This is a genomic window from Streptomyces sp. NBC_01214, from assembly GCF_026340975.1.
Taxonomy (GTDB): domain Bacteria; phylum Actinomycetota; class Actinomycetes; order Streptomycetales; family Streptomycetaceae; genus Streptomyces.
In genome coordinates this window covers 5,056,891-5,078,017 of sequence record NZ_JAPEOS010000001.1, presented here as the reverse complement: position 1 = coordinate 5,078,017, position 21,127 = coordinate 5,056,891, and the positions used below count along the sequence as shown (strand labels likewise).

General features: G+C 71.0%; 16 protein-coding genes and 3 pseudogenes. 13 read left to right on the top strand and 6 right to left on the bottom strand.

The window, feature by feature from the left end:
* Window positions 1-47: 47 nt before the first annotated feature.
* Both OG594_RS23810 and OG594_RS23805 read right to left on the bottom strand, forming a co-directional pair.
* Window positions 48-2,399 (bottom strand): bifunctional polysaccharide deacetylase/glycosyltransferase family 2 protein, encoded by a 2,352-nt coding sequence (locus tag OG594_RS23810; RefSeq protein WP_266602180.1) that lies wholly within the window; start codon window positions 2,397-2,399, stop codon window positions 48-50.
* Between the two features lie 91 nt (window positions 2,400-2,490).
* Window positions 2,491-3,012 carry a hypothetical protein gene (locus OG594_RS23805; RefSeq protein ID WP_266602178.1) on the bottom strand — a complete coding sequence of 174 codons (522 nt, stop codon included), beginning with the start codon at window positions 3,010-3,012 and terminating at the stop codon, window positions 2,491-2,493.
* Window positions 3,013-3,744: 732 nt separating this feature from the next.
* On the opposite strand from OG594_RS23805, the gene OG594_RS23800 reads away from it, so the two are divergent.
* Together OG594_RS23800 and OG594_RS23795 are read left to right on the top strand one after the other, a co-directional pair.
* Window positions 3,745-4,338 (top strand): DUF6461 domain-containing protein, encoded by a 594-nt coding sequence (locus OG594_RS23800; RefSeq protein ID WP_266602176.1) that lies wholly within the window; start codon window positions 3,745-3,747, stop codon window positions 4,336-4,338.
* A gap of 181 nt (window positions 4,339-4,519) precedes the next feature.
* On the top strand, window positions 4,520-5,059 hold the full coding sequence (locus OG594_RS23795; RefSeq protein WP_266602174.1) for an NUDIX domain-containing protein: 540 nt from the start codon (window positions 4,520-4,522) through the stop codon (window positions 5,057-5,059).
* Window positions 5,060-5,088: 29 nt separating this feature from the next.
* Here the strand turns inward: OG594_RS23795 and OG594_RS23790 are convergent, their stop codons facing one another.
* On the bottom strand, window positions 5,089-5,301 hold the full coding sequence (locus OG594_RS23790; protein ID WP_266602172.1) for a hypothetical protein: 213 nt from the start codon (window positions 5,299-5,301) through the stop codon (window positions 5,089-5,091).
* 1,138 nt (window positions 5,302-6,439) lie between these two features.
* Here OG594_RS23790 and OG594_RS23785 point away from each other — a divergent pair.
* The 4 genes and pseudogenes from OG594_RS23785 to OG594_RS23770 form a co-directional block, all read left to right on the top strand.
* Window positions 6,440-6,534: pseudogene (locus tag OG594_RS23785) on the top strand (IS5/IS1182 family transposase); the annotation flags it as partial.
* Window positions 6,535-7,090: 556 nt separating this feature from the next.
* Window positions 7,091-8,692 (top strand): hypothetical protein, encoded by a 1,602-nt coding sequence (locus tag OG594_RS23780; protein ID WP_266602170.1) that lies wholly within the window; start codon window positions 7,091-7,093, stop codon window positions 8,690-8,692.
* Between the two features lie 54 nt (window positions 8,693-8,746).
* Window positions 8,747-9,076, top strand: coding sequence for a trypco2 family protein (locus OG594_RS23775; RefSeq protein ID WP_266602168.1), 330 nt, complete (start codon window positions 8,747-8,749; stop codon window positions 9,074-9,076).
* A 69-nt stretch (window positions 9,077-9,145) separates the two neighbouring features.
* The gene (locus tag OG594_RS23770; RefSeq protein ID WP_266602166.1) at window positions 9,146-13,081 is read left to right on the top strand and encodes a trypsin-like peptidase domain-containing protein; all 3,936 of its coding nucleotides are present in this window, start codon (window positions 9,146-9,148) and stop codon (window positions 13,079-13,081) included.
* Window positions 13,082-13,298: 217 nt separating this feature from the next.
* On the opposite strand, the pseudogene OG594_RS23765 reads toward OG594_RS23770, so the two are convergent.
* Window positions 13,299-13,460: pseudogene (locus OG594_RS23765) on the bottom strand (IS110 family transposase); the annotation flags it as partial.
* 129 nt (window positions 13,461-13,589) lie between these two features.
* Between OG594_RS23765 and OG594_RS23760 the strand changes: the two are divergent.
* From OG594_RS23760 to OG594_RS23745, 4 genes are all read left to right on the top strand, one after another.
* Entirely contained in the window at window positions 13,590-13,979 is a 390-nt protein-coding gene (locus OG594_RS23760; RefSeq protein ID WP_266602164.1) for a hypothetical protein, read from the top strand.
* The gene (locus tag OG594_RS23755) at window positions 13,976-14,098 is read left to right on the top strand and encodes a hypothetical protein (RefSeq protein WP_266602162.1); all 123 of its coding nucleotides are present in this window, start codon (window positions 13,976-13,978) and stop codon (window positions 14,096-14,098) included. Before OG594_RS23760 ends, OG594_RS23755 begins: the two co-directional genes overlap by 4 nt.
* 81 nt (window positions 14,099-14,179) lie before the next feature.
* Window positions 14,180-15,283, top strand: coding sequence for a hypothetical protein (locus OG594_RS23750; RefSeq protein WP_266602160.1), 1,104 nt, complete (start codon window positions 14,180-14,182; stop codon window positions 15,281-15,283).
* Entirely contained in the window at window positions 15,280-15,633 is a 354-nt protein-coding gene (locus tag OG594_RS23745; protein WP_266602158.1) for an ASCH domain-containing protein, read from the top strand. Before OG594_RS23750 ends, OG594_RS23745 begins: the two co-directional genes overlap by 4 nt.
* 269 nt (window positions 15,634-15,902) lie before the next feature.
* Here OG594_RS23745 and OG594_RS23740 read toward each other — a convergent pair.
* Both OG594_RS23740 and OG594_RS23735 read right to left on the bottom strand, forming a co-directional pair.
* A pseudogene (locus OG594_RS23740) lies at window positions 15,903-17,145 on the bottom strand (IS701 family transposase).
* Window positions 17,146-17,283: 138 nt separating this feature from the next.
* Entirely contained in the window at window positions 17,284-17,724 is a 441-nt protein-coding gene (locus tag OG594_RS23735; protein ID WP_266602156.1) for a hypothetical protein, read from the bottom strand.
* 782 nt (window positions 17,725-18,506) lie between these two features.
* Here OG594_RS23735 and OG594_RS23730 point away from each other — a divergent pair.
* The 3 genes from OG594_RS23730 to OG594_RS23720 all read left to right on the top strand — a co-directional run bounded on the left by OG594_RS23730 (window position 18,507) and on the right by OG594_RS23720 (window position 21,072).
* A complete protein-coding gene (locus OG594_RS23730) occupies window positions 18,507-19,211 on the top strand; it encodes a hypothetical protein (RefSeq protein WP_266602154.1) in 705 nt (234 codons plus the stop codon).
* Window positions 19,212-20,006: 795 nt separating this feature from the next.
* Window positions 20,007-20,201 carry a hypothetical protein gene (locus OG594_RS23725; protein WP_323185285.1) on the top strand — a complete coding sequence of 65 codons (195 nt, stop codon included), beginning with the start codon at window positions 20,007-20,009 and terminating at the stop codon, window positions 20,199-20,201.
* A 631-nt stretch (window positions 20,202-20,832) separates the two neighbouring features.
* The gene (locus OG594_RS23720) at window positions 20,833-21,072 is read left to right on the top strand and encodes a hypothetical protein (protein ID WP_266602152.1); all 240 of its coding nucleotides are present in this window, start codon (window positions 20,833-20,835) and stop codon (window positions 21,070-21,072) included.
* Window positions 21,073-21,127: the final 55 nt, after the last annotated feature.

Below are 21,127 nucleotides of genomic sequence, written 5' to 3'. Positions count from 1 at the left end.
GCTTCCGGCGGACTGCGGACTGCGGACTGCGGACTGCGGACTGCGGACTACAGGTCGCGGTGCACCTGTGGCCAGATGTGGTCCTGCGGGCTGTGCGGGATCGGTGCCGAGGCGTGGGGCGCCCAGGCGGGGTCCGCCTCGTAGCCGCCGTGCGGCTCGCCCGCGGGACCGTCCCAGGCCCCGGCAACCTGCGGCGCCCCGGGCGCGGGCGGGCGGCCGTACGAAGGGTCGGAGGGCCGGGGCGGCACCGCGGTCAGCGGCTCGGAGGGGGTGGCGGGTACATGCAGGCTGCCGTAGCGCTCCATCCGCTGCCAGCGCAGCCGGGAGCCGGCGACGGCGGTGAAGACGGACTGGATCACCACCAGGTACATGAGCTGGCGGTAGACGAACTGTTGCAGCGGCAGGCTCCACAGCGGGCCCGGCCGCTCCCCGTCCAGGCGGAACGCGTACAGGCCCATCAGGACCTGGAGGAGCAGGAACGCCGTCCACAGGCCGAGGATGCGCAGGGGGTCGAGGAAGACCAGGCCGTAGACGGCGAAGACGTCCACGACGGGCGCGAGCAGGGGCAGCAGGACCTGGAACATCAGCAGGTAGACCAGACCGCGTCGCCCGAGCTTGCCGGCCTGCCCCCGCTGGGCGAGGGCGCCCCGATGCTTCCACATGGCCTGGAGGGTGCCGTAGCACCACCGGTAGCGCTGCTTCCACAGGGCACCGAGCGAGGCGGGCGCTTCCGTCCAGGCCTTGGCCCGCTCCTCGTAGACAACGCGCCAGCCGTCCCGGCACAGGGCCATGGTGAGGTCGGTGTCCTCGGCGAGGGTGGTGTCGCTGACACCGCCGACCCGCAGCAGTGCCTCGCGGCGGAACGCGCCGACGGCGCCGGGCACGGTGGGCATGCACTCGGCGAGGTCGAACAGACGGCGGTCGAGGTTGAAGCCGACGACGTACTCGATGTGCTGCCAGCGTCCGAGCAGCCCTCCCCGGTTGACCACCTTGGCGTTGCCGGAGACCGCGCCCACCCGGCGGTGGGCGAAGGGCTGGACGAGCATGCGGACGGCGTCCGGTTCGAAGACGGTGTCGCCGTCGACCATGACGAGCAGATTGCAGGAGGCGGCCGCGATACCCGTGTTGAGGGCGGCCGGCTTTCCGGCGTTCTGCTGCCGGATGACCCGCACGCCGGGCAACCGGAGGGCTTCGACGATGTCGGCGGTGCCGTCCGTGGAGCCGTCGTCGACGACGATGACCTCGAGTTGGTGGTCGGAGGCCACGAGGGAGCGGACGGCCGCCTCGATGCCGGCGCTCTCGTTGTAGGCGGGGACGATGACGCTCACGGGTTCGGTGACCGGAGCGCCCCAGGGCTTTCGGCGCATCCGTACGTGCCGGCGTGCGGCAACGAAGACGGCGACCGCACGCAGCAGGCTGATCGCGCCCGCTGCCCACAGCAGCCACGAGAGGGCTTCGAGGATCCAGTCACTGGTACGGATCGCGGTGATCAGGGCGAGGCCCTGCCACCGGTCTGTGGTCGCGGCGGGCTGCACGACCCCCCGGAGGGCGACCGCATCGCCCACCGTGGCGAACGTCCAGCCGGAGGCCTTCAGCCGCGGCACGAGCTCTTCGAGCGCGGCGACCGTCTGCGTGCGGTCTCCGCCCGCATCGTGCAGGAGCACGATCTGCCCGGCGGTGTCCTTGGGCGTGGCGCCGGCGAGGATCTGTTCCACGCCCGGGCGTCGCCAGTCCTCGCTGTCCAGGGTCGTCAGGACGGTCAGGTACCCCTCCTGCCCGGCCTGGACGACGGCGCTCCAGTCGGCGTCGTCGAGCGCCTTGCCGGTGGAGGAGTACGGCGGGCGCAGCAGCGGCGTAGTGACGCCGGTGGCGCCGGCGATGACGAGCTGGGTCTCGCGCAGTTCCAGGGAACGCCGCCAGGCGGACGCGGCGCCGAGATCGGTGTGGGTGAAGCTGTGCAGGCCGATCTGGTGGCCCTCGTCGACGATCCGGCGGGCGAGGTCGGGATTCTCGGCGACCCGGGTGCCGACGGTGAAGAAGGTCGCGGGCACGGCGTTGCGGCGCAGCACGTCGAGGATCTTCGGGGTCCAGACGGGGTCGGGGCCGTCGTCGAAGGTCAGGGCGATCGTGCGGGCCGCCGGGGCAGCGGTGCGGGCCGCCTCCCCCTCGATCACCGGCCCGCCGGAGCTGATCCCCGCCGGCACGGACGTCCCCGGGCCTTGCTCACGGTGAGCCCCGTCGGGGGTGGAGTCGAACAGGTGCTGGGTGTAGCCCTGGAGGAGCAGCGCCGCCGAAAGGGTGAGCACGAGGGTGGTCAGCAACAGCCAGTGGGTGCGCAGGGGGACGTTGCGTACGGTGCTGTGCCTGCCGCGGGGGCGGCGGCGACGGTTCTTCGACAAGGGGTGGGACTTCCTGCCTGCTGCGTGGGGCGGTGCGGTGCCGGCTGTGTGCTCTGTGCTGGGCCTGTCCGGCGTGACGGACGTGGCTGGCTCAGGGACGGCCGGTGGGCTTGCCGCCACCCTGGCCGGGGGGAGCGGTGACGCGGCCGCGGCCGCCGCCGCGAGGCGACGGAGCCGGGTCTGCCGGTCCGGTCGCGGCCTTCGTCGGACCCTGCCCGGTGCTGGGCGTCCTCTTGTCGGTCACGGTCGCGGCGGCCGGGGCAGGTGCGGCGCCACTGTGCGAGGCTGCCGGGGCGGGGCGTGTGCTGCTGCTCGCCGGACCACGGGTGGAGGGGCTGGCGGTGCCGGTCCCTGGCGTGCCCCCGGGCACGGGGGTGTGGGGAGCCTGGGCGGAGGGCAGCAAAGGTGACTGGAAGGTGGGGCCGCCCAGCAGGGTGCTCATGAGCAGCACGACATAGGCGACGGCCGGTACCACCAGCAGGTAGCCCCAGCGACGCACCCGGCGCTGTCTGCGCCCCGACGTGTCGACGAAGACGGGGGCTTCGGCGGCGGCCGGGACCGGCGGCACCTGCGCCGTGCCGTACGCAGCGATATCACCTGGGAAGAGCTCCATCGTGTCCGGATCTGGGATGCCGAAGGGTGGGTGCATGCGTGGTGGCCTCTGGATCGGGAAGCGGAGCGACTGATGCCGGGGACGCACTCGAGAGGGCACCCCATGCCCTTCAGCGCTGGAACCACCTTCCGTGTCACTCCCGGTGCCGAACCGGTCCCCTTCCGTACGGTGCCGACCAGGATGCCCCGGTCGGCACCGGTCCACCCGCTCCGCCCCCGCTTGACCGGCCGGCCGAGCCCTCCGTCCCGAAGGACCCGTCCGGTCCCGGGGCACACGCTGGCGCCGCTGCGCGAGGGAGTGCGGACCGGCAGGGTGCCCGCACGTACAACGCGTTGGACAGCAGCTCACCCTTCATCGAGACCGTGGAACGTGAGGAGCTGTTCGACGCCCTGGACTTCCTGGCGGACGAACCCAGACAGCCGCCAGCCGCGACCTGACCGCCGCACGCGCGGCGCTGATCGAAGGCGTGGGCTCTATCCGCGACTGGTAACCGCCGCCCAACCCACAGGCGCCAACTGGCTACGACTGATGCCGTTGTCCAGCGCCGGCGCAGCTTGAGCGCGGGCCATCGAAGGCCCGTGACGGGTCCTTTCGTGACAGCGAAGGTTGATCGCCCTGGTGGGGCCAGGCGATCAATCCTCGTATGCGGCCCTGTCGGTCCTGCCGACTAGGGTGATCACTTCGGTGGGTGCGGATGGAGGGACGATCTGTGCCCGTGAGGGGGGAGGCGCCATGAGTGGCGGCATTCAGTGGCTTGTGGATCAGGGCGACTGGCAGCACGGCGTGGTCTTCGCGCGCGGCATCGGCCCGCAGGAGCTGGGCGTGCGGATGGGCGGCACGCCGGGTTCCGTCGTGCCCCCGATCACGGACACAGAGGCATGGAACATGGTTCTGGACCTTGCGACTGACGACGATGACGTCGTGCGGGTCGGTGCCTGCGGTGGCTGGGCCTTTGCCGTTGAATACGGCATGGGCGACGGGGGTGACAGGCTGGTGGAGATCTCCCGGAACGGCGTGGAAGCCATCCACCTGGATCCTTCCCCGGATCATCCGCCGGCGATGTTCTCCTACGCCAGGGACGGTGCGGACGTCTGCAGTTTCGGAATCGGCGAAGAAGTCTGGCGATGGGGTGAGCAGCCGGACCTGCTGCTGCCGGAGCTGATAGCGGCTGGTGTGCTGCACCCGGACGGCGAGTATGCACGACCGGACGGCGAGTCCTACCTCGACCGCGACCGCCATACACTGGCGCTCATAGAGACCCGATTCGGTCTGTTCCTCCCCCGCGACGAAGTCGTGAACCAGCGCCTGCCGGCCTTCCTCATCTGAGCGACAACCCCGGATCGAGGCTCAGCAAGCGACCGAGGGGGGCGCAAGGCATTCGCCCTGCCGGGCCTACCAGCCACCTGACCGCCCGTAAGCGGACACGGTGTCCGGTTCCGGACGGGTGAACTCGGGGCACAGCCCGCCCGGATCCCGGATCCCGGATCCCTCCGGAATACTGGCAGCCATGATGAACACCCCTGCCACACCCGCCCCGTTCTCCCGGATCAAGATCCGGACCGGGGCGCTGGTGTTCTGCGGCGACGACGTCGCCCTCATCCGCCGCGACCGCGCCAACTCCACCCACTACACCCCGCCCGGCGGCAACGTCGAACACGGCGAAGACCTCGTCGCCGCCCTCGCCCGCGAACTCGACGAAGAACTCGGCCTAGACACGGCCGCGGCAGAAGGCGGGGACCTGATGTGGGTCGTCGACCAGCGCGTGACCCGCCCGGGCCCCACCCCGCCGCCCCGCAAACTCCACCTGATCTACCGCTTCCACATCAGCCCCGACATCCGCGCGACCCTCGCCGAACAGGAACTGGACGAGCTCCCCGATGGCAGCCACCAGGTCGGCGTCATCGAGTGGATCGACTACCGCAAGACCGCCGAGCTACCCATCTTCCCGCCCATCGGCCCCGCCCTCGCCGCCCTCACCGACCCGCACTCCGCCGTCACCAACGCGGCCCTGGACGCCGTCACCGACGCGAACTACACCTGGGTGTAGCGCCCCCACACATCGGAAGGCAGACCAGGTCAGGGCCGGATACGGCACCACGGCTTGTCGTACGCGCAGTCCGGCGTCGCGCAGCCGCTCCAGGAAATCGGTTCGCCGTCGGCAAGGGCGGCCGCGGTCCGGACGGTGCGCTGCAAGGACTCCCGGGCGGTCTCGGCCAGGCCGCGGCGGGCCGCCTTCCCCACCTCCCCGATGACCGGGCGGCGGCGCGCGGTGCGGTCCAGGAGTGACATCGGGGTGAGGCCCACCCGGCTTCGAAGGCGCGGGCGGCGATGCGCACGGCGAGGATGTCGCCGCGCTGCCGGGAGTGGCGGCCAGTCGCGGCGGTGACCAGCGTGACCAGCCACGCCGGAATGTACCGGAGCGTCAGATGCAGTCCGCCCAAGCGGAGCTCGAACAGGATCCCGTTGATGACCACCCCGGCTGTGCCTCGGCGAGACGGCACAGTCGGGGGTTTGAGATGCCGCCGCCGTCTACCTCCAGACGATCAGGTACCAACGGCCCATCTGAAGCTGATTGCAGTACGAGTTCTTCGAGTTGTAGCCGTGGTACTCGGCCATCATCTGGCACGAGCTCAGCGAGTGGTACGGACCACTGTGGCGCTCCCACCGGGCCGGTGCGACCGAAGTGGCCGACTGCGTCAATGCCGGCTGAGCCTGCGCGGCTACAGGTAGCGCAACGGCTCCGGCGAGGGCGGTAACAACTGAGATGACGGCTAAGCGAGCCTGCATGGTGCGCATCTCCGTTCTATCTGAGGGACAGGTGATCGTGGTTCGTAAGCCGGGCGTTCTTGCTCGTTCGGGCGGGGCGGTGCGCACCACTGCTGGTACTGCGTCCCGGCAGCACTACGACCGTATGCGCAGGTCAAATACCTGCAAGCTGCATATTCTGGGGTTGGCCGCGTGGAAAGAGTGGCCCAGCCCGGTGCGGAGTTCGACTCGTTTCGGCCTGGCCCGAATCGAGAGTGACGGGAGGGATGATCCGAGGGCGAGGGGGATGCGGTGCTGCTCCGGCCCGGGCTCCGCGGGAGCTGCGCGACGGATTCAGCAGGGTGCGCCGTGCGCGGCGCGGGGCGAATCTTCGCCACGGCTGAAACGGCTCAGGTGAGTGCCGTCCAATTCCCAACTGACAACCGCTGCCCCACCGAGAGCGGTACGCGAGTCCGTCGAGCGCCTTCTTGGCGTCTGCCTGTAGCGGAGCGTCCTGCACAGAGGAATCGCTGGCCACCGCGGCCTCTCTCGAGGGGTCTAGGCAGCAGTCCGAGAGGCTCTCGCGGAGGTGATGACTACCTATCCGGCAGCGGAGCTGGTTGGTGTGTATGGGTTGGTCAGTTGATCGGATGCGTCTGCCCGATTGGTGATCACTGATGCGATGTGGGGCCGGATCGAGGCGCTGATGCCGGCCGATCCGGTCCGGTCCGTGGACGGCGTTGGCCTGATCACCGCCGAACGCTCGAGGCCAGCGCGGAGACGGTTCCCTCCTGGCCGGAATCGCGGTGGCCGGCCACCGCACGGCAGACGTCTTGGTGCTGCTCGGCGGTATGGCGGAGAGCGAGGACGAGTACGGTGTGGCACCGGGCGCGGTCCGGGCGGACTCGCCGTCGGCGTTCCTGCCGATCCAGGAGCGGGTGCGGCTGATGACGGCGTTGCGCATCTGCTTGTTGACCAGGAGGCCCGGCCAGAGGGCGTCGTCGATGACGTGGTGGTCGGCGCCGAGGTTGAGCGCAAGGAATTCGACGAGCTCGACGGCTGCGCTCTGGCGGTTGGAGTCGATCCGGCCCGCGGCGCCCTCGATGGCTACCCGTCCGAGCAGGAGCACGGTCGGCGCGGAGTCAGGCGCCCTCCGGTACAACCCCCATGTGGCCCACACCAGCCGGTGCGGCATGCGGGCGGGCCGAACTGGGCAAGCCCTCTGCGTCCGCCCCGTTGATCTGCGGGGCCCGTCACCGCATGCTGTGGACTTGTGGAGAAGGCGACAGAACAGGCGCTCCGACCGGTCCGGTTCCATATCCTGACCGGTCTGATGAACCATGAGAAGGACGCGGCCGAAGCCGTGCTGCGAGCGTTCGGCGTTGCCTACGTGCACCTGCGGCCGGAGAGCAGCTCACCCGGTGCCGAGGGCGTGCTCACCGGTGCCGCCGAGGAGTCGGGGCTGCTCCAGGTCCTCCTCGCGCTGCTGCACGACCTGCGACACGGCTTGTTCGTCTGCCGGAACGGGCCAGAAGATCTCGTCATCCGGTCCACCGACACGGTGGGCCAGGGCCGGATCGTGCTGCGGACCGGGGACGGGGACATCGAGGTCCGTGACGCTGAGGGACTGGGCGGGGCCCTGAGAGCGATGCTCCGCGTGGGTCCGGTGAGGCGGGCCGCCCCCTCGTACGCGGCGAGCACGATGTTCGCCGAAACCCAGAACCGGGAACTCGCGGCCGAGGCCGTCAGGCTGATGCGCGTCTTCGCCGACCCGGACTTTCTCCGTCGGGCGGACCCTGGAGGAGGCGATCTGCTCTCCGATCCACGAAGGCTCGTCGAGCGCAATTCCCTGCCGCGTCACCTTCTGGACCTGCTGCTGCTCACGCACGCGATGTCACCGGCGGCAGCGGGCCCCGGCCCGCGCGCTACCCACCACGCGGGCATGGCGACGGCCGCGGAGATCGCGTCCAAGGTGGAGGTGTTCGTGGCACCGTCGGCCGCCGTCGAGAGCGGGACGCTCTCCCGCCCTCTGTCCGACGGCGGCACCGGCTTCCTCATCGCCCTGCCGGCCATGGCCTCCGAGGTGATGGCCAACCTGGCCTGGGTGCTCCCCACCCTGTTCGCCCTCGCTCCTGGGGCCGGGTTCCCCCCGGACGGCCAGGACCTTTCCGGCGCGTGGGACGCGCTCGACGATTCGCTGGCCTCCTACCTCGCCTCCCGGCGCCCCCGGCGCTCCACCGCGCCGCTGCGGGCGCCGCGCCCCGTGATCCCGATGACGATGCCGGGCACGGCGACCCCGAACGGCGCGGACGACCCGTCCGCGGTCTTCGAGGCCAGTTCCCTGTTCCTCATCGCTCGTGAGCTCGTACCGATCCTCGACGGCGGGTCTCGCGCGGGCGTGCCCGGCATACGACTGCCCCGCTCCACGGCGGGGCTGCCGGAGGAGACCCGGCTGGGGGTATGGGCGGACCGCGAGGCGTACGCGCTGACGATCAGCGCGCTGATCGTCGGAAGCGGAGAGCAGGGGCCCTACCTCCCGGACTTCGACAACATCAAGCGGTCGCTGCGTCCCGGTCGGCTCCCGTCGTTCGGCCGGAGCGCCCGCCTGCGCGAACGGGCCCGCCACGACGCGGACCTGCTCCTGAGGTGCATGAACCGCGCCACCGAGGTCCTGCTGTCCTACTACGCCGTGGCGGACGTCTTCGGTGCGGCGGCCAGGGCGGACGGACAGAGCCTGCTCGCACGGCGGCTGGAGGCGGTCGCCGCACGCCGGGAGCGGGTGTGTGCGTACGTGCTGCGTACGAAGCGGGAGCACTTGCCCGGGGCGTGGGGGATCCAGACCTGGCACGAGCAGGAGGAGGCGCAGTGGCGAGCCCTGCAGGAGTACGTGCGCCACGTTCAGCTCGATGTCGTCCCGCTGATCGCCGCCGCCTGACGTTTGCCTGCAACTCCTGTACCGAACACGGTAGTTGACCTTACGGTGGACGGCATGGACGAAATCAGCATCGGTGAAGCGATCGACCATCTCCGGGCCGAGCTCTCAGCCGCCCGGCTCCGTGCGGCGCACGACGGAGTCCGCTTCGAGCTGGGCGACATCTCGTTGGAGTTCACCGTGGAACTGAAGCGCGACAAGACCGCGAAGGGTTCCATCAAGGCATGGGTGGTCTCGGGCGAAGCGGGCGCTACCCGCACCGAGACGGCGACCCACCGGATCGCGTTCACCCTGCGCGCCGTGGACGGGGACGGCCAGGGCATCCGCATCGCGAACTCCGACGCCGCGACCGACGGTCTCGCCGGCGGAGGCACCCTGACGCGGTAGGAGAGGGCATACGCAGGGCCGGCCGGCCGTGAGGCGCGCCCGGCCGAAACACGAGACGGGGGGGCCGTGATGGAACTGGGGCGGATAGCCGCAGTCCTGCTGCCGGGGGCATCCGGGTACCAGGGCAACGGAAGCGGATACCTGCTGAGCCGTAGACTCGTCCTGACCGCCCGGCACGTGCTGGACGGCCAACCGTCCTGCGTCGTCCAGCTGCCCGGGGGCATCCCGGTCCGTTGCACCACCGTCTGGCAGGGCGGTTCCGTCGACGGTGCCGACGTGGACGCGGCGCTGCTCCTCGCCGAGGAAGACCTGCGGGAGACGGTGGCGCCAGTCCGCTGGGGTCGGCTCGTCACGGCCCGGCACCAACCTTGCCACGTCGCCGGCTACCCCGACGCGGGCCGGCGCGCCGACGGCCGTCTGGACCTTCAGCAGCCCCACGCCACGATCTCACCCGGCACGGCCGCACTTTCCCACCGGTACACGGTGGAACTGGCCAGCGCGCCACCACGTGATGGTGAACGGGCCCCCTCACCCTGGAGCGGCCAGTCGGGCGCCGCGCTCTTCTGCGGGGCCCCGGGCCGGTCGTCCCCGCTCCTGACCGGTGTGGTGGTGACCGACGTGACCGGCTGGGGCCTGCCCCGCTGGGAAGCCGTGCCCGTCTACGCGCTGCTCGCCGATCCAGGATTCACGGACCTGGTCGCCGAACACACGGGGGCGGCTCCGGTGGCGGAACCCGTCGACCTCCAAGGACTGATAGCCCCGGCCGCGGGCTGGCGGGTCCGTTCCCCGGCAACCCTGCTGGACCAGCGCGCCGAGGCGGTCCGCTTCCACGGTCGCGACGCGCTCCTGCGGGAACTGGCCGAGGACTGGTGTGCCGGAGAGGGGGTCCGGCTCGGGGTGCTCACCGGCCCGGGCGGAGCGGGGAAGTCGCGGCTCGCGGGAGAGCTGTCCGCACGACTGCGCGACGGCCAGGGCTGGATCTGCGGCTGGCTCGACGACCGCAACCCGGACGCCGACCACAGCGTGCTGGCCGAGGTCGACCGGCCCCTGCTCCTGGTGTCGGACTACGCCGAACTCCGCATTCCGCAGATGACCCGCCTCCTCACCATCCTGGACCGCAGGCCACCGGGCCTCCCACCCGTGCGGCTGCTGCTCACCGCTCGGGGCCCGGGCCGGAACACCGGCGGATGGTGGGACCAGTTGCGGACCCGCACGCGCGAGACACGAGCGCTGACCTACGACGCCGTCCACTGGGAACTGCAGCCCCTGGAAGAGCCGGCCGACCGCGACACCCACTTTCGGAACGCCTTGAACGATCTCGCCGACCTGCTCCCGCAGGCGCTTCCCCACACCCTCCGGGAAGCGACCGGGGACTGGCGCCCGCGCGTCGGGCTCGTGGCCCCTCGGAACCTGACCGGCCCCCGCTACGGCTCACCCCTCGCCCTCCAAATGACGGCGCTCGCCGACCTCCTCGCCACGCATGCGGCCACCCGGCCGCACGACATAAACCTGCTCGTGGAAGAGCAACTGCTCCTCCACGAACGCGCCTACTGGGAGGACAGCGCAGTCGGCCGCGCCGAACTCGCCGCGTCGGGACCCGTACCCCTGGCCGACGCCGTGGCCATGGCAGTCATCACCGCGGGCGCCGCTCCCGCACTCGCCCGGCCGCTGTTCCGTTCGGCCCCCGGCTTCCGTGCCGCCAAGGACCCCCTGCTCGGACAGGGCACCTCATGGCTCGCGGAGATGTACCCGACACCCGGCGGAAGCTGTTGGGGTGCCCTCCAGCCGGACAGGCTCGGCGAGTACCACGTCGGCGAACGCACCCGGGCGAGCGCCGACCTGGCCGCCATGCCCCTGGTCGTCCTGGCCGCCACGGGCCCCCGGACGGAACGGGACGCCCCCGACCGGGCCGGAGCGCTACTCGCCGCCCTGGTCACTCTTTCGCGCACCAGCGCGCTGCCCCGGCACTGGACACCGTGCGCACGCGCCCTCGACCGTGCCCTGGACCTCGCACCCGTCCTCGCCCCGCACGTGGTGCGGGCCGCCACCCTCTCCGACAACCCCGAGCCCCTCGTCGAAGCACTCCAACGGCTGGCGGACGCCCCTGAGACCGATCCCGCCCTGCTCCTGGACCTCTTGGAGGGCATCGGCGCGGGGAAGAGCCGCGTGCTGGCCGAGTGGGGAGCCCGTGCGGCGGCGACCGCCGCCGGGAAGCTCCCTCCGGCCCAGCGGGCCGTCGCACTCGTCCACGAGGCCGTCTGGCGACAGTCAGCCGACGACCACGACAGCGCCATACGCCGGTGCCAGGACGCGCTGGCCCTGTTCAGGCACGGCAGTTCGTCCGAGGCGGTGGAAGACACCGTCCTGGCCCTGACCGTCCTGGCTCGCTCCTACCGCTGGACTGCCGCCTTCGACGAGGCGACCGTCATGCTGGACCGAGCCGATGAACTGATCGGCGGACTGCCGCCCACCCGCGCCGACGCCGCAGCGCTGGCGACCGCCGAGACCCTGGGCGAGCGCGCTCACATCCACACCGCCATGGACGAGCACGAAGCGGCATTGCCCCTGCAGGAACGCAGGGTGTCGATCCTCACGGCACTCGCCGGCACGGACCAGCCCGGTGTGATCGAACGCCTCGCGGACGCGGAGGCACAACTCGCCCTGAGCCGCAGCCGCCGGGGCCGCTTTCGGGAGGCAGCGGCCACCCTCACGGACGCGACGGGTCAGGCCCTGCTGGACTTGGCGGGCGAACGCCCCGACTCGCTGGACCACGACGCGCTCGGCAGCCTGGTAGGACGTTCCAACCGGCTGCGTGGCGTCGGCAACCTGGAAGCGGCCGCCATCCTGCTGCGGGAAGCCCTCGGCATCGTCGACCGGCCTGAGAGCCTTGCCACCCCGCAGGCCGCCGAAGCCCTCGCCGCGGTGCTCAATGACCTGGGCGGCACCCTCGTGGGCCTGGGCCGGCCGGAGGAAGGCGCCGACCCGATACGCCGGGCGCTCGACATCCGCAGGAAACGGGCCGCGGACACCCGCCTGCCCAGCGAGGGGCTGGCGAGCTCCCTGCTCAACCAGACCATCGTGCTGACCCAGCTGGAACGCTTCGAGCCGGCGAGAGAAGCTGGAGAGGAATGCCTGGCGGCCTGTTCCCAACTGGTCCGTCTCGGATGGGCGCCGCCACGCCTGGAGGCCCGTGCAAGCAGGGTCCTCGCGGAATCGATCATCGCCGCCCGGATCGCGGGCGCCACCGATGGCGCCGAGGACGTACGCCGGGCCGAGCGGCTCCTCGACCGCAGCATCTCGCTCTACGGCCAGAAGCTCACCGACCTCCCGGGCGACCATCTGCGCGAGTTCGCCGACGCCCTGTCCGCATCCATCGACTTCCACAGCGTCTTCGGCAGTCCGCGCGCCGCACGCCTGCTCCGACGGCAGATGCTGTCGGTGAAACGGACCCTGACACGGGGCGACCCGGAACTGCACGGTGACGAAATGGTGTCTGACCTCAACGCCGCGGCGCGGGAGTACGAAGCGGCCGGACAGATGGCCCACGCGCTCCGGCTGTGGGCCGAAGCGGTCGGTCTCCGGCGGCACCTCGTCAGGGTACGAGGCCGAGGGAGCGACCGGCTCCGGCTGGCTGCGGCCATCACCGAGTACGGACGAGCCCTCTCACGGGACGGGCGTCAGCGCGAGCTCCTGCCCCACCTGCGCGAGGCCCTCGCCGTCGCGGAGGAAGCCCGCGGCGACGCCGAGCCGGCCGAGTACGCCCTCGTGGTGGCCCGCTGCCACCACAACCTTGCCGACACACTGCCCTGGACCGGCGCCTTCGCCGATGCACTGCGCGAGGTGGCAGCGGCAGAGGCCTGCCTCGCACCGCTCGCGACCCTAGACCCACGGCTGTACGCGGAGGAGATGCGAGACTGCGCCGCCGTGCGCAGGGCCATCGAGGACGCGGCTGTGAACGGCCTGCCCCCGCGCCCGGGACGTCGACGATGGTGGCGGCGGCGCTGACCGCCCAGCCTCCGTGAACAAGACCCCATCCGAGTAACAGGCCAGCCGTTTACGGGCGGCGATCCACGACAACACCCCCTCTGGCGAACTCCGCCTCCACCTGACCGCGACGCGCGGATCCCGGCAACGGCGCTTCCGCAGAAGTCGCCCGTTCTCGGGAAGTCGGAAGAAGCGCGGAGGAGCCGGCGCCTGGCACTGCTGCAGCCGCCCGGCCACGGGAGGCGTGGTGGACGGTGCGGCCGGGAAAGTAGAGAAGCCGCTGACCATGGCCAGTGAGCAGAGCGATCAGAAGTGCGCCCCCGCCGGCGTTCAGGTCGACGGCCCAGGTCACCGGGCCGTCCTCGGCCAGTGCCAGGACGTCGCCTATCAGCTCCAGGAGCCATATCGCGGGATCGACCAAGCCCCTTTCGTGGGGCCGAGGTTGACGCCGCGCCCCCGACAGTCGGCCGCAGACGTCCTTCCCCGGTCCCCTGCGGCCGGCTGCATTCCCTCGATTGAGGAGTGCACCATGACCGATCCTCTGCCCCACCGATGCCCGCCGGCCCGGTATATCCGGGATCAGCCGGAGTACGAACCCCGGGACGCGTTCAGCAGCGCCGGCCCACGTCCGGCACTGGTGGAGCGGGCTGCTCAGGGATGGGAACGGTTCCTGCGGGGCACCCGCCCCGACAACGGCCAGGAAGGCCGGCCGAGCAGCGGCGCGGAGGATCTCTGCGGCCACCGGCCGGATCCCCTCGGCTGCAGGCAGCTCCGGGACATCGCGAGCGGCACGGAGGGCGAGCCGATGGCCGTGGTCGCCGAGAAGATCCCGGACTTCGAGGGTGTCCTGATGACTGTGCCACGCGCCTTCGTCCTCCCCCTCCGGACGTCGCCGACGAACGTCGAAGTTCTCGGGTGAGTCCGTTACGAGGGTGGCGTCAGCGTCTGGCCGTGCTGGTCTACGTCGTCCTGGTCTACGTCGTCCTGGTCTGTGCCCTGGTCGTCGTGCTCGCCGCCGCCGGCACGCCCAGCTCATGAGCCCGCAAGCTCCCCGCCCGCCGGTCTCGCACGCTCCGGCGTGTGCGGGAGTTTCCAGCGCCATCCGAGGAAGGACCGAGGATGTACCCCGTCTCCCCGAACACCGTACTGGCGAACGCCCTGGGCAGCGCCGAGGACGTCCTGGCGCCCCGCATCCACGACACCAAGCCCCACCGGGCTGTGTTCGTCGTGGGCACGCAGATCAACGGCGCACCCCACATCGGCACCTCCCTGGTCCAGTCCCTCACCTTTGCGGCGGCGGCCCGGACGCGCGACCGCTATGGGGTGCCGGTCGCTGTCACGTTCGGCGCCCTTGACAACGCGCCGTACGAACTCGTCACCGACCCGGTCAGCGGCCACCGCTACCAGCGTGCATACGCCCAGGCCCTGGGAGAGCAGCAGGTCAGCGCGCAGGTCGGCGCCCTGTACCGGCCCATGTTCGACGCCCTGTCGGGCGCGACCGGTATCCCGTACAGCGTCGCGATGTACTCGGACCAGCAGCGTTCCGAGACGTACCGGCAGACGTGGCTCCGACTGCTGCCCCGGCTGGACGCCTGCCGGTGGTGGCTTGCCCCGTCGACTGGCGTTCCGCACGTCCGCGTGCCCTGCCCGCAACCGGGCTGCGGCTGGGCGGAGAAGCACGCCGAACGGACCCGCGTCATCATCGAGGGCAAGGAAAGGGTCACGGTCTCCGCGCAGTGCCTCCGCCACGGGCCGTACAGCGGGACCATCGGCACCCGTCACGGCGCGTACCTGGACCTCTCCACCCTCTACCGGAACCTGGTCAAGGAACTCGCCCTGTCCACCGACTCCAGGGCCTTGCACGTCATGGTCAAGGGCGGCGACTGGGTGTTCGGGTCCCAGCTGGTCGACGGCGCCCTCCAGGCCGCCGGGTTCGCCCAGGGCCGGCTCCCCGCCCGACTGTTCTGCCCCCAGGTCGTCACCGACACGGGCGCCAAGCTGTCCAAATCACTCATCCGTGAAGGCCGGGCGCCATTGCCCGAGGGCGCGGAGCCGTGGATGCTCGACACCAGGCTGTGGTCCGGCACCACAGCGGAGTACGCGGAGCGCCTGCTGGCCCTGGCGGAGACCCTGTTCTCCGATCCCCGGCATTTCTTCCGCTCGTACTCGGCGGCCGAGCTGGGCCGCCTGATGACGACCGCAGGGAGCCGTACCGCACCATGAGCGCCACCCCCGACATTCGCGTCCACGAACTCAACCTCTACCAGCAGTACTTCGACTTGGTCGCCGCCGGACGCAAGACAACCGAGGTCCGCGTGAAATACCCCCGACTGGAGAACCTGGCCGTCGGCGACCACATCCGGTTCTCCGTCAAAGGCACCACCGAGAGCTGTCTGGTCCGCATCCTGGCCGTCGCCGAGTACCCGTCCTTCGAGGCCCTGCTGGACTGCGAAGGCGCGGCCCACGTCAACCCCACCTCCACCCGGGAGCAGCAACTGGCCAACATCCGCGCGATCTACGGCCCTGAGAAGGAGGCCCTGGGCGCGCTGGCCATCCGGATGGAACTCATCTGAGCCCGTGCACCGCAGCCCCTCTCCCTCCACGTCGAGGAGAAGGGACGGCCTTCTGACCGACACCGGGTGGCGCCACCTCTGCTCCCGGGAGGCAGGGCGATGAAAATGCCGGCGGCTGGAGTTGCTGCGTGCAGCGTCGCCCGACGGCCGTGGGGCATGCGTGCACCAGAGCCTCCTAGGTACGGGGAAGGGCCGAGGTGGTGGCCGTTGGCTCTTCCTGCGGCGTGCCGCGGCTCGACTTGGCGCCGTCGAGAATGCCCTGCCGCAGATCAGGTGGCGAGTCGGCTGGTAGTGGCTATGCGGGCCCGTCCCTGGTGCGTGCGGCGCCATATCGACCAGTGGAGGACTCGGCAGGGTGAGCGTGGCTGGTCGGGGATCAGTGCGTTCATCAGGTGGTGGATCTGGTTGTCGGTCAGGCCGATCGGTAGGTGGCCGGGCCCTGCGGGAGTCGTGGTGGTCCGGCGACCAAGAAGGCCAGAACGCCCCCGGGCGGGCATGGCCAGGGTTATGTGGCGGTGCCAGGACGTGAAGTGCCAGACCTGGTAGTGGTCGGGACCGACCTGTCCCCTTGGCGGCCTGGAAGCACTCCTCGATCGACCAGCGCACCCCGGCGACGCGCACGAGGGTCGACAGCGGCGTCGGCTCCGGGGTGAAGCACAGGTAGAACGCGCGCTCGCCGGTAGCGGTGTTACGGCGAACCAGCAGTTGGCGGCGGGTGCCGTCGCCGTCCAGGGCGATCCACGCCCGCACGGATAGGTGCGCGGGCCTTTGGCGCCGGCCCCGGCACTGCGGTCCTGCCGGGCGTCCTCGGGAAGGCCCGCGGCCGCCGTGTCGGCGCGGGCCGGGGTGCGTCCGCCGTTGCTGTGCACGCGAGTCGTGTACGACACGGCCAGGAGATAGCCGGTGCCACGGGCCTCCAGATCCGCGCGCAGTGAGGGGGCCTGGCCGCCGTAGACCTCGTCCCCGGGGACCCACCGGGCAGGGGTGCTGGCGTCGAGTGCGGCGGCGATCACGTCGCGGGCGAGGTGCGGCTTCGTTGCGAACACCGGCTGCTCGCGTATGCCGACTGCCGCGCGGCGGGATTCGTCGGCGCACCAGCTGTCCTTCGGCAGGTAGAGCCGACGGTCGATCAGCGCGCGCCCGCGTCCGGACGCGTAGGCGAGGAACACCCCTATCTGAGAGTTCTCGATTCGTCCGGCGGTGCCGAGTACTACCGCTGGACACCGGCCGAGTGCTCGCCCTTCTTCAGGAACCCTGTCTCGTCCGCGATCAGGACCCGTCCGGGTCGCCCAGGCGCTCCACGACCAGGTCGCGCAGGTCGTCGCGGACCGCTTCGGCGTCCCAGCGTGCTGCGCGCAGGAGTCGCTGCATCGCGTCGGGACGCCGATGTCCACAGTGCTCGGCCAGTGACCAGCAGTTCTTGCGCTCCACGTCCGAGAACAGTCCGGCGACGAACGCCCGTGCCGTGGAGCGTGGTTCGACCCGAACGAACCGGCCCGCCACCTTGGCCATCACCTCCCCGAGCACCGATCGCCACCGGTCAGGATCTACCTTGTGGCTCGCGGCCACCGTCCGATCTTGAAGAGTCCACGCACCTCGCCGAGATCACGCGGTGGCCGTCCTGGTTCCCACCCGCATGCCGCTGGAGTGTCAGTACCGCCATCTGTCGCGGAACAACCAGGTCAACCGCTCGGTGTAGTGGTACCGCCAGAGCCACCACGGCAGCCGCCGATGGGCTACGAAGGACCACAGGTCGTCGTCGGCTTCGTTGCCACGTGGGCAACTACGCAGGAGATCGAGACACCGTCGATCAACGGTCCGGTGCAGACGGGCGACGTGGGCCAGAGCGATGACACCTTGTCGGCGGATCTCCGGGTCCTCTGACTCCAAGGCCTTGCCGACTCGGGGCATGATCGCGTCCGCGTCCACATGATTGAGGGCAAGAGCAATGACGGCCACTCCGACCAGCGGCTCGCCCCGGTCAAACGCAGCATCGACCTCGCCGGGCTGATCGGTCCAGCGCAGCGTGGAGCCGTCCTGCCAGTTCAGGACGGGTGCCGGATCGGCAGAGCCGCTCTCATCAGGGTGCACGGCCCGACCCTACCGAGCTGCCCCCAAGGGAGCCCCCGGATATTCGATCCAGCCCTCGCACACCCGACCCGCGACGTCTCAACACCCCGTCACGAAGTGCGGCTGGGGTACTAGGAGGAGAGATCAGTACGTTCCTCGAGCCTACGGGCTCCCCGAAACCGGCGTCGATCCGGCAGGAAGGGTCCGCGCGTCGCCGTCGGCCCCGAACCCTGCGACCCCTGACCGGGCGGCCGGACACGGCATCGTCCGGGGAGCCGCGACCGCCCTCGGGACGTTCCTCATGGGATCAGCCATCCGGTGGATCCAGCAGCGCTGACCGGGCGCAGCTGACCTGGGCCGCCCCGGCCGGCTCCGCACGGCCGACCTGGGCGCAGGGCCGGGCGGGCAGCCTCGGGTCGTGCGGGTTCGGCCGCTGCCGTCTGCTGGACGGGGCGAACGGCAGGCTCGAAAACCCGTTACGCGGGTCCTGGCGGGAACGCATAGGGTGCGTGTGCCGCGGCGGGGAAGCTGTAGCGCAGAGGCAGACGCGCCCTCTTGTCAGGAGGGGATGACCCCGGTTCGAATCCGGCCTGCTCCCCCACCCGGTGCGTACCCACGAAACGGCCGGCGCCAGGACGGGTTCCGCACTCCCGCGGCGGGTTGTGGCCCGCAGGCCGGGCGCAGCGCCGTCACGGGTCGTGCGGCGGCCGGTGCGGGCGCATCGACAGCCCACCCGCTCTGGGGCCGCCGTCCGGACACCCGTACCCTCCTTCCGATCCGCTCCCTCACTGAAGAGAGTCTCCGTGCACACCGCTCACCGCTTGATCGCCGCCGTCGCCCTCACCGGTACCGCGGCCCTCGGGCTCACCGGATGCCTGTCGTCCGAACCGTTCCCCGGTCAGCCGGGCTCCCGCGTGCTGAACGACTCCGTGACCGCGCTGCGCGGCGCGTCCACGTTCACCGTCAGCGGGACAGCGTCCAGCCAGGGCGTATCCATGCAGGTGAACCTGTCGATCAGCGGGACCGGCGAATGCAAGGGCACCCTCTCGGCCCAGAGCGGCGGCAACATCGAAGTGGTCCGCACTCGAAGTCACACGTTCCTGCGCGGCGACGAGGCCTTCGTCCTCGCCCGGACGCAGGACATGGCCGAGGATCAAGCGGTTCAGGCACGCAAGGAGATGTCGGGCCGCTGGATGCGCATGGAGGCCTCGGACCCCTCCATGAAGGGACTGACCAGCCTGTGTGACCGCGACGGCCTGCTCAGGGACATGTACAACGTCCCGGGCGCGGAGAAGGGCGCACTGACCAAGATCGACGGCCAGGAGGCGGTCACGGTCAACACGATGCAAGGAGTCTTCCTCGTGGCCACCAAGGGCGAACCGTTTCTGCTCAAGGTGACCGCCAACGGCCCGAACCCGATCGACCTCTCCTTCACCGGCATCAACAGCCCCGTACAGGTGGACGTCCCGGCCGACAAGGACGTCTACGACCCGGACGACAACGGCTAACGTCCGCCCGCGCCTGTCGCCTTCGATGCGCTCCTGACCTGCTGGCCGGGGCGTAGCCCTCTCTTGGGCCGTTCGGCCCGCGGGCCGAACGGGGAGCGGGTGCATCCTCCGACTCCGCGGCCGGAGCGCGCTCACGCCGCCCGTCGGGTGGCCGCTCCAACTGGCGACCAGGCGCTCGGGCAACGGCGCCGGAACGGATCCCGAACCTCCGTGGAGACCTCGAGTTGGGGCCTGCAAGCCCCGGGGCGCAGCGCGCGCCCCATCCGGGTCGTACGGCCGCTGCGGGGCGGCTCCGGCCGTACTGCGTCCGTGGGGACGGGACCTGTCCCCCCGCACTCCATTCCGGCACGGGCCGGGATGAAGCGCAGCCCGTCACGGAATTGCAGTACGTGACGCTGCGGAGGGGTATGGCCAACCCGGATGGTGGCCGGTGGAGCGCGGTCACCTGCTTGCACGGCAATTGACAGCAGGCGCCGCACCGAGCGCGGGTCTGCAGGACCAGGCCGCTGGGGCTATACCGCTGACAACCAGCTGCCGAATCTCCACTGACACTCCCCCGCAGACCATCAGGAGCGCCTCGGGTCGTGCCGGGTGGGGCGGGCGGGGCGGGCGGGTGACCCGGTGGGCATCACGGCGACATCACCGCGCCCGGCCGCTGCCCGGGGTCGAGCACGGCCCCGCATCCCCGCTCGCCGTGCCCGTCAGGAGCCCCACCGTGCTGGAACGCGCCCTGCGCAAGAACTCCGTCGAGGTCACCTTCGTCCTGGCGCCGACACTCCCCCGGCCGAGGTCAGCGTGGTCGGGAACTTCAACGACTGGCGCCCCGGCGTTCATGCCCTCACCCCGCGCAAGGACGGCAACCGGGCCGTCACCGTGGAACTCCCCAAGGGCAGCACCCACTCCTTCCGCCACCTCGCTGCCGACGACCACTGGTTCAACGACGACACCGCCGACGACCAAGGCGGCCCCAACAGCCGCATCCACACCTGAACGGCACGTGGCCGCGGCGGCCTCGCGTCGTGGCAGCCCTTCCGGGAAGGGCGGGCGACGAGGCTGGTGAGCGCTGCGCCGACGGGTCCGCCGCACGGTGTCCATGGGAGTTGCGCCGGTGCCCGGTCGGACGGGGCGCGGCTCGGCCTGCCGTCGCGTGGACGCGGCGGCAGGCTGGCAGAAGTCCTGGTTCGTCACGCGCCATGGGTGGCACAGCAGCGGCTGTGGTAGGCCTGCCGTCCTTCCCCCGCTGGCGGGCGGTGTCGTCCCGGACGGACTTCGGTGGGGCCTGCGCGATCACGCTCCGCCCTGGCGGCGATCTCTTCGTGGCCACCTCAGGCTGGCGCGTGGCGGCAGCTGCCACCAGTGTGGGCGAGGCTCCACCGCGTCATCCTCGACGGGCTCGGAGCGCACAACGGCGGCGCGGGCGCGGCCCGCCAGGCAGCGGGTGCCGGGGGTGCGAGCGGCTTCCTCGAAGGCGTCCGCTGCGCCCGGACCCGGTCACGGTCCAAGGCCGGGGAGAGACACGTCGGTCTCGGAGTGCATCTACTTCTGCGGTGCACGCACTCTGAGGAAGTACGCCGACCGGACGGGACGACTCCTGGAGAGCTCGCGTACCGTCCCGCACGCCGTGCTGCCGACCCGTGGGGGTGCCCTGGTCTGGGGAAACACGATCGACGGCGACCAGCTCTTCTTCGTGCCGCATAACGACGGCTCCTGGACCGTGTCAGCCTTCCGTCGCGGGTGGGGCGACTGGCACGACACCAACCTCGGGCTCAGCGACTGGTTCTACCAGGCCCTCGCCAGCGAGATCGGGACAGACTGGTTACCGGAGTGGGACGCGGGAATCCACCCGCTGGAACCTTCGTAACTGTCTGTTCCATCAGACCGATGGTGACTGGGTTGTGTCGGTGGCGTGGGATAGC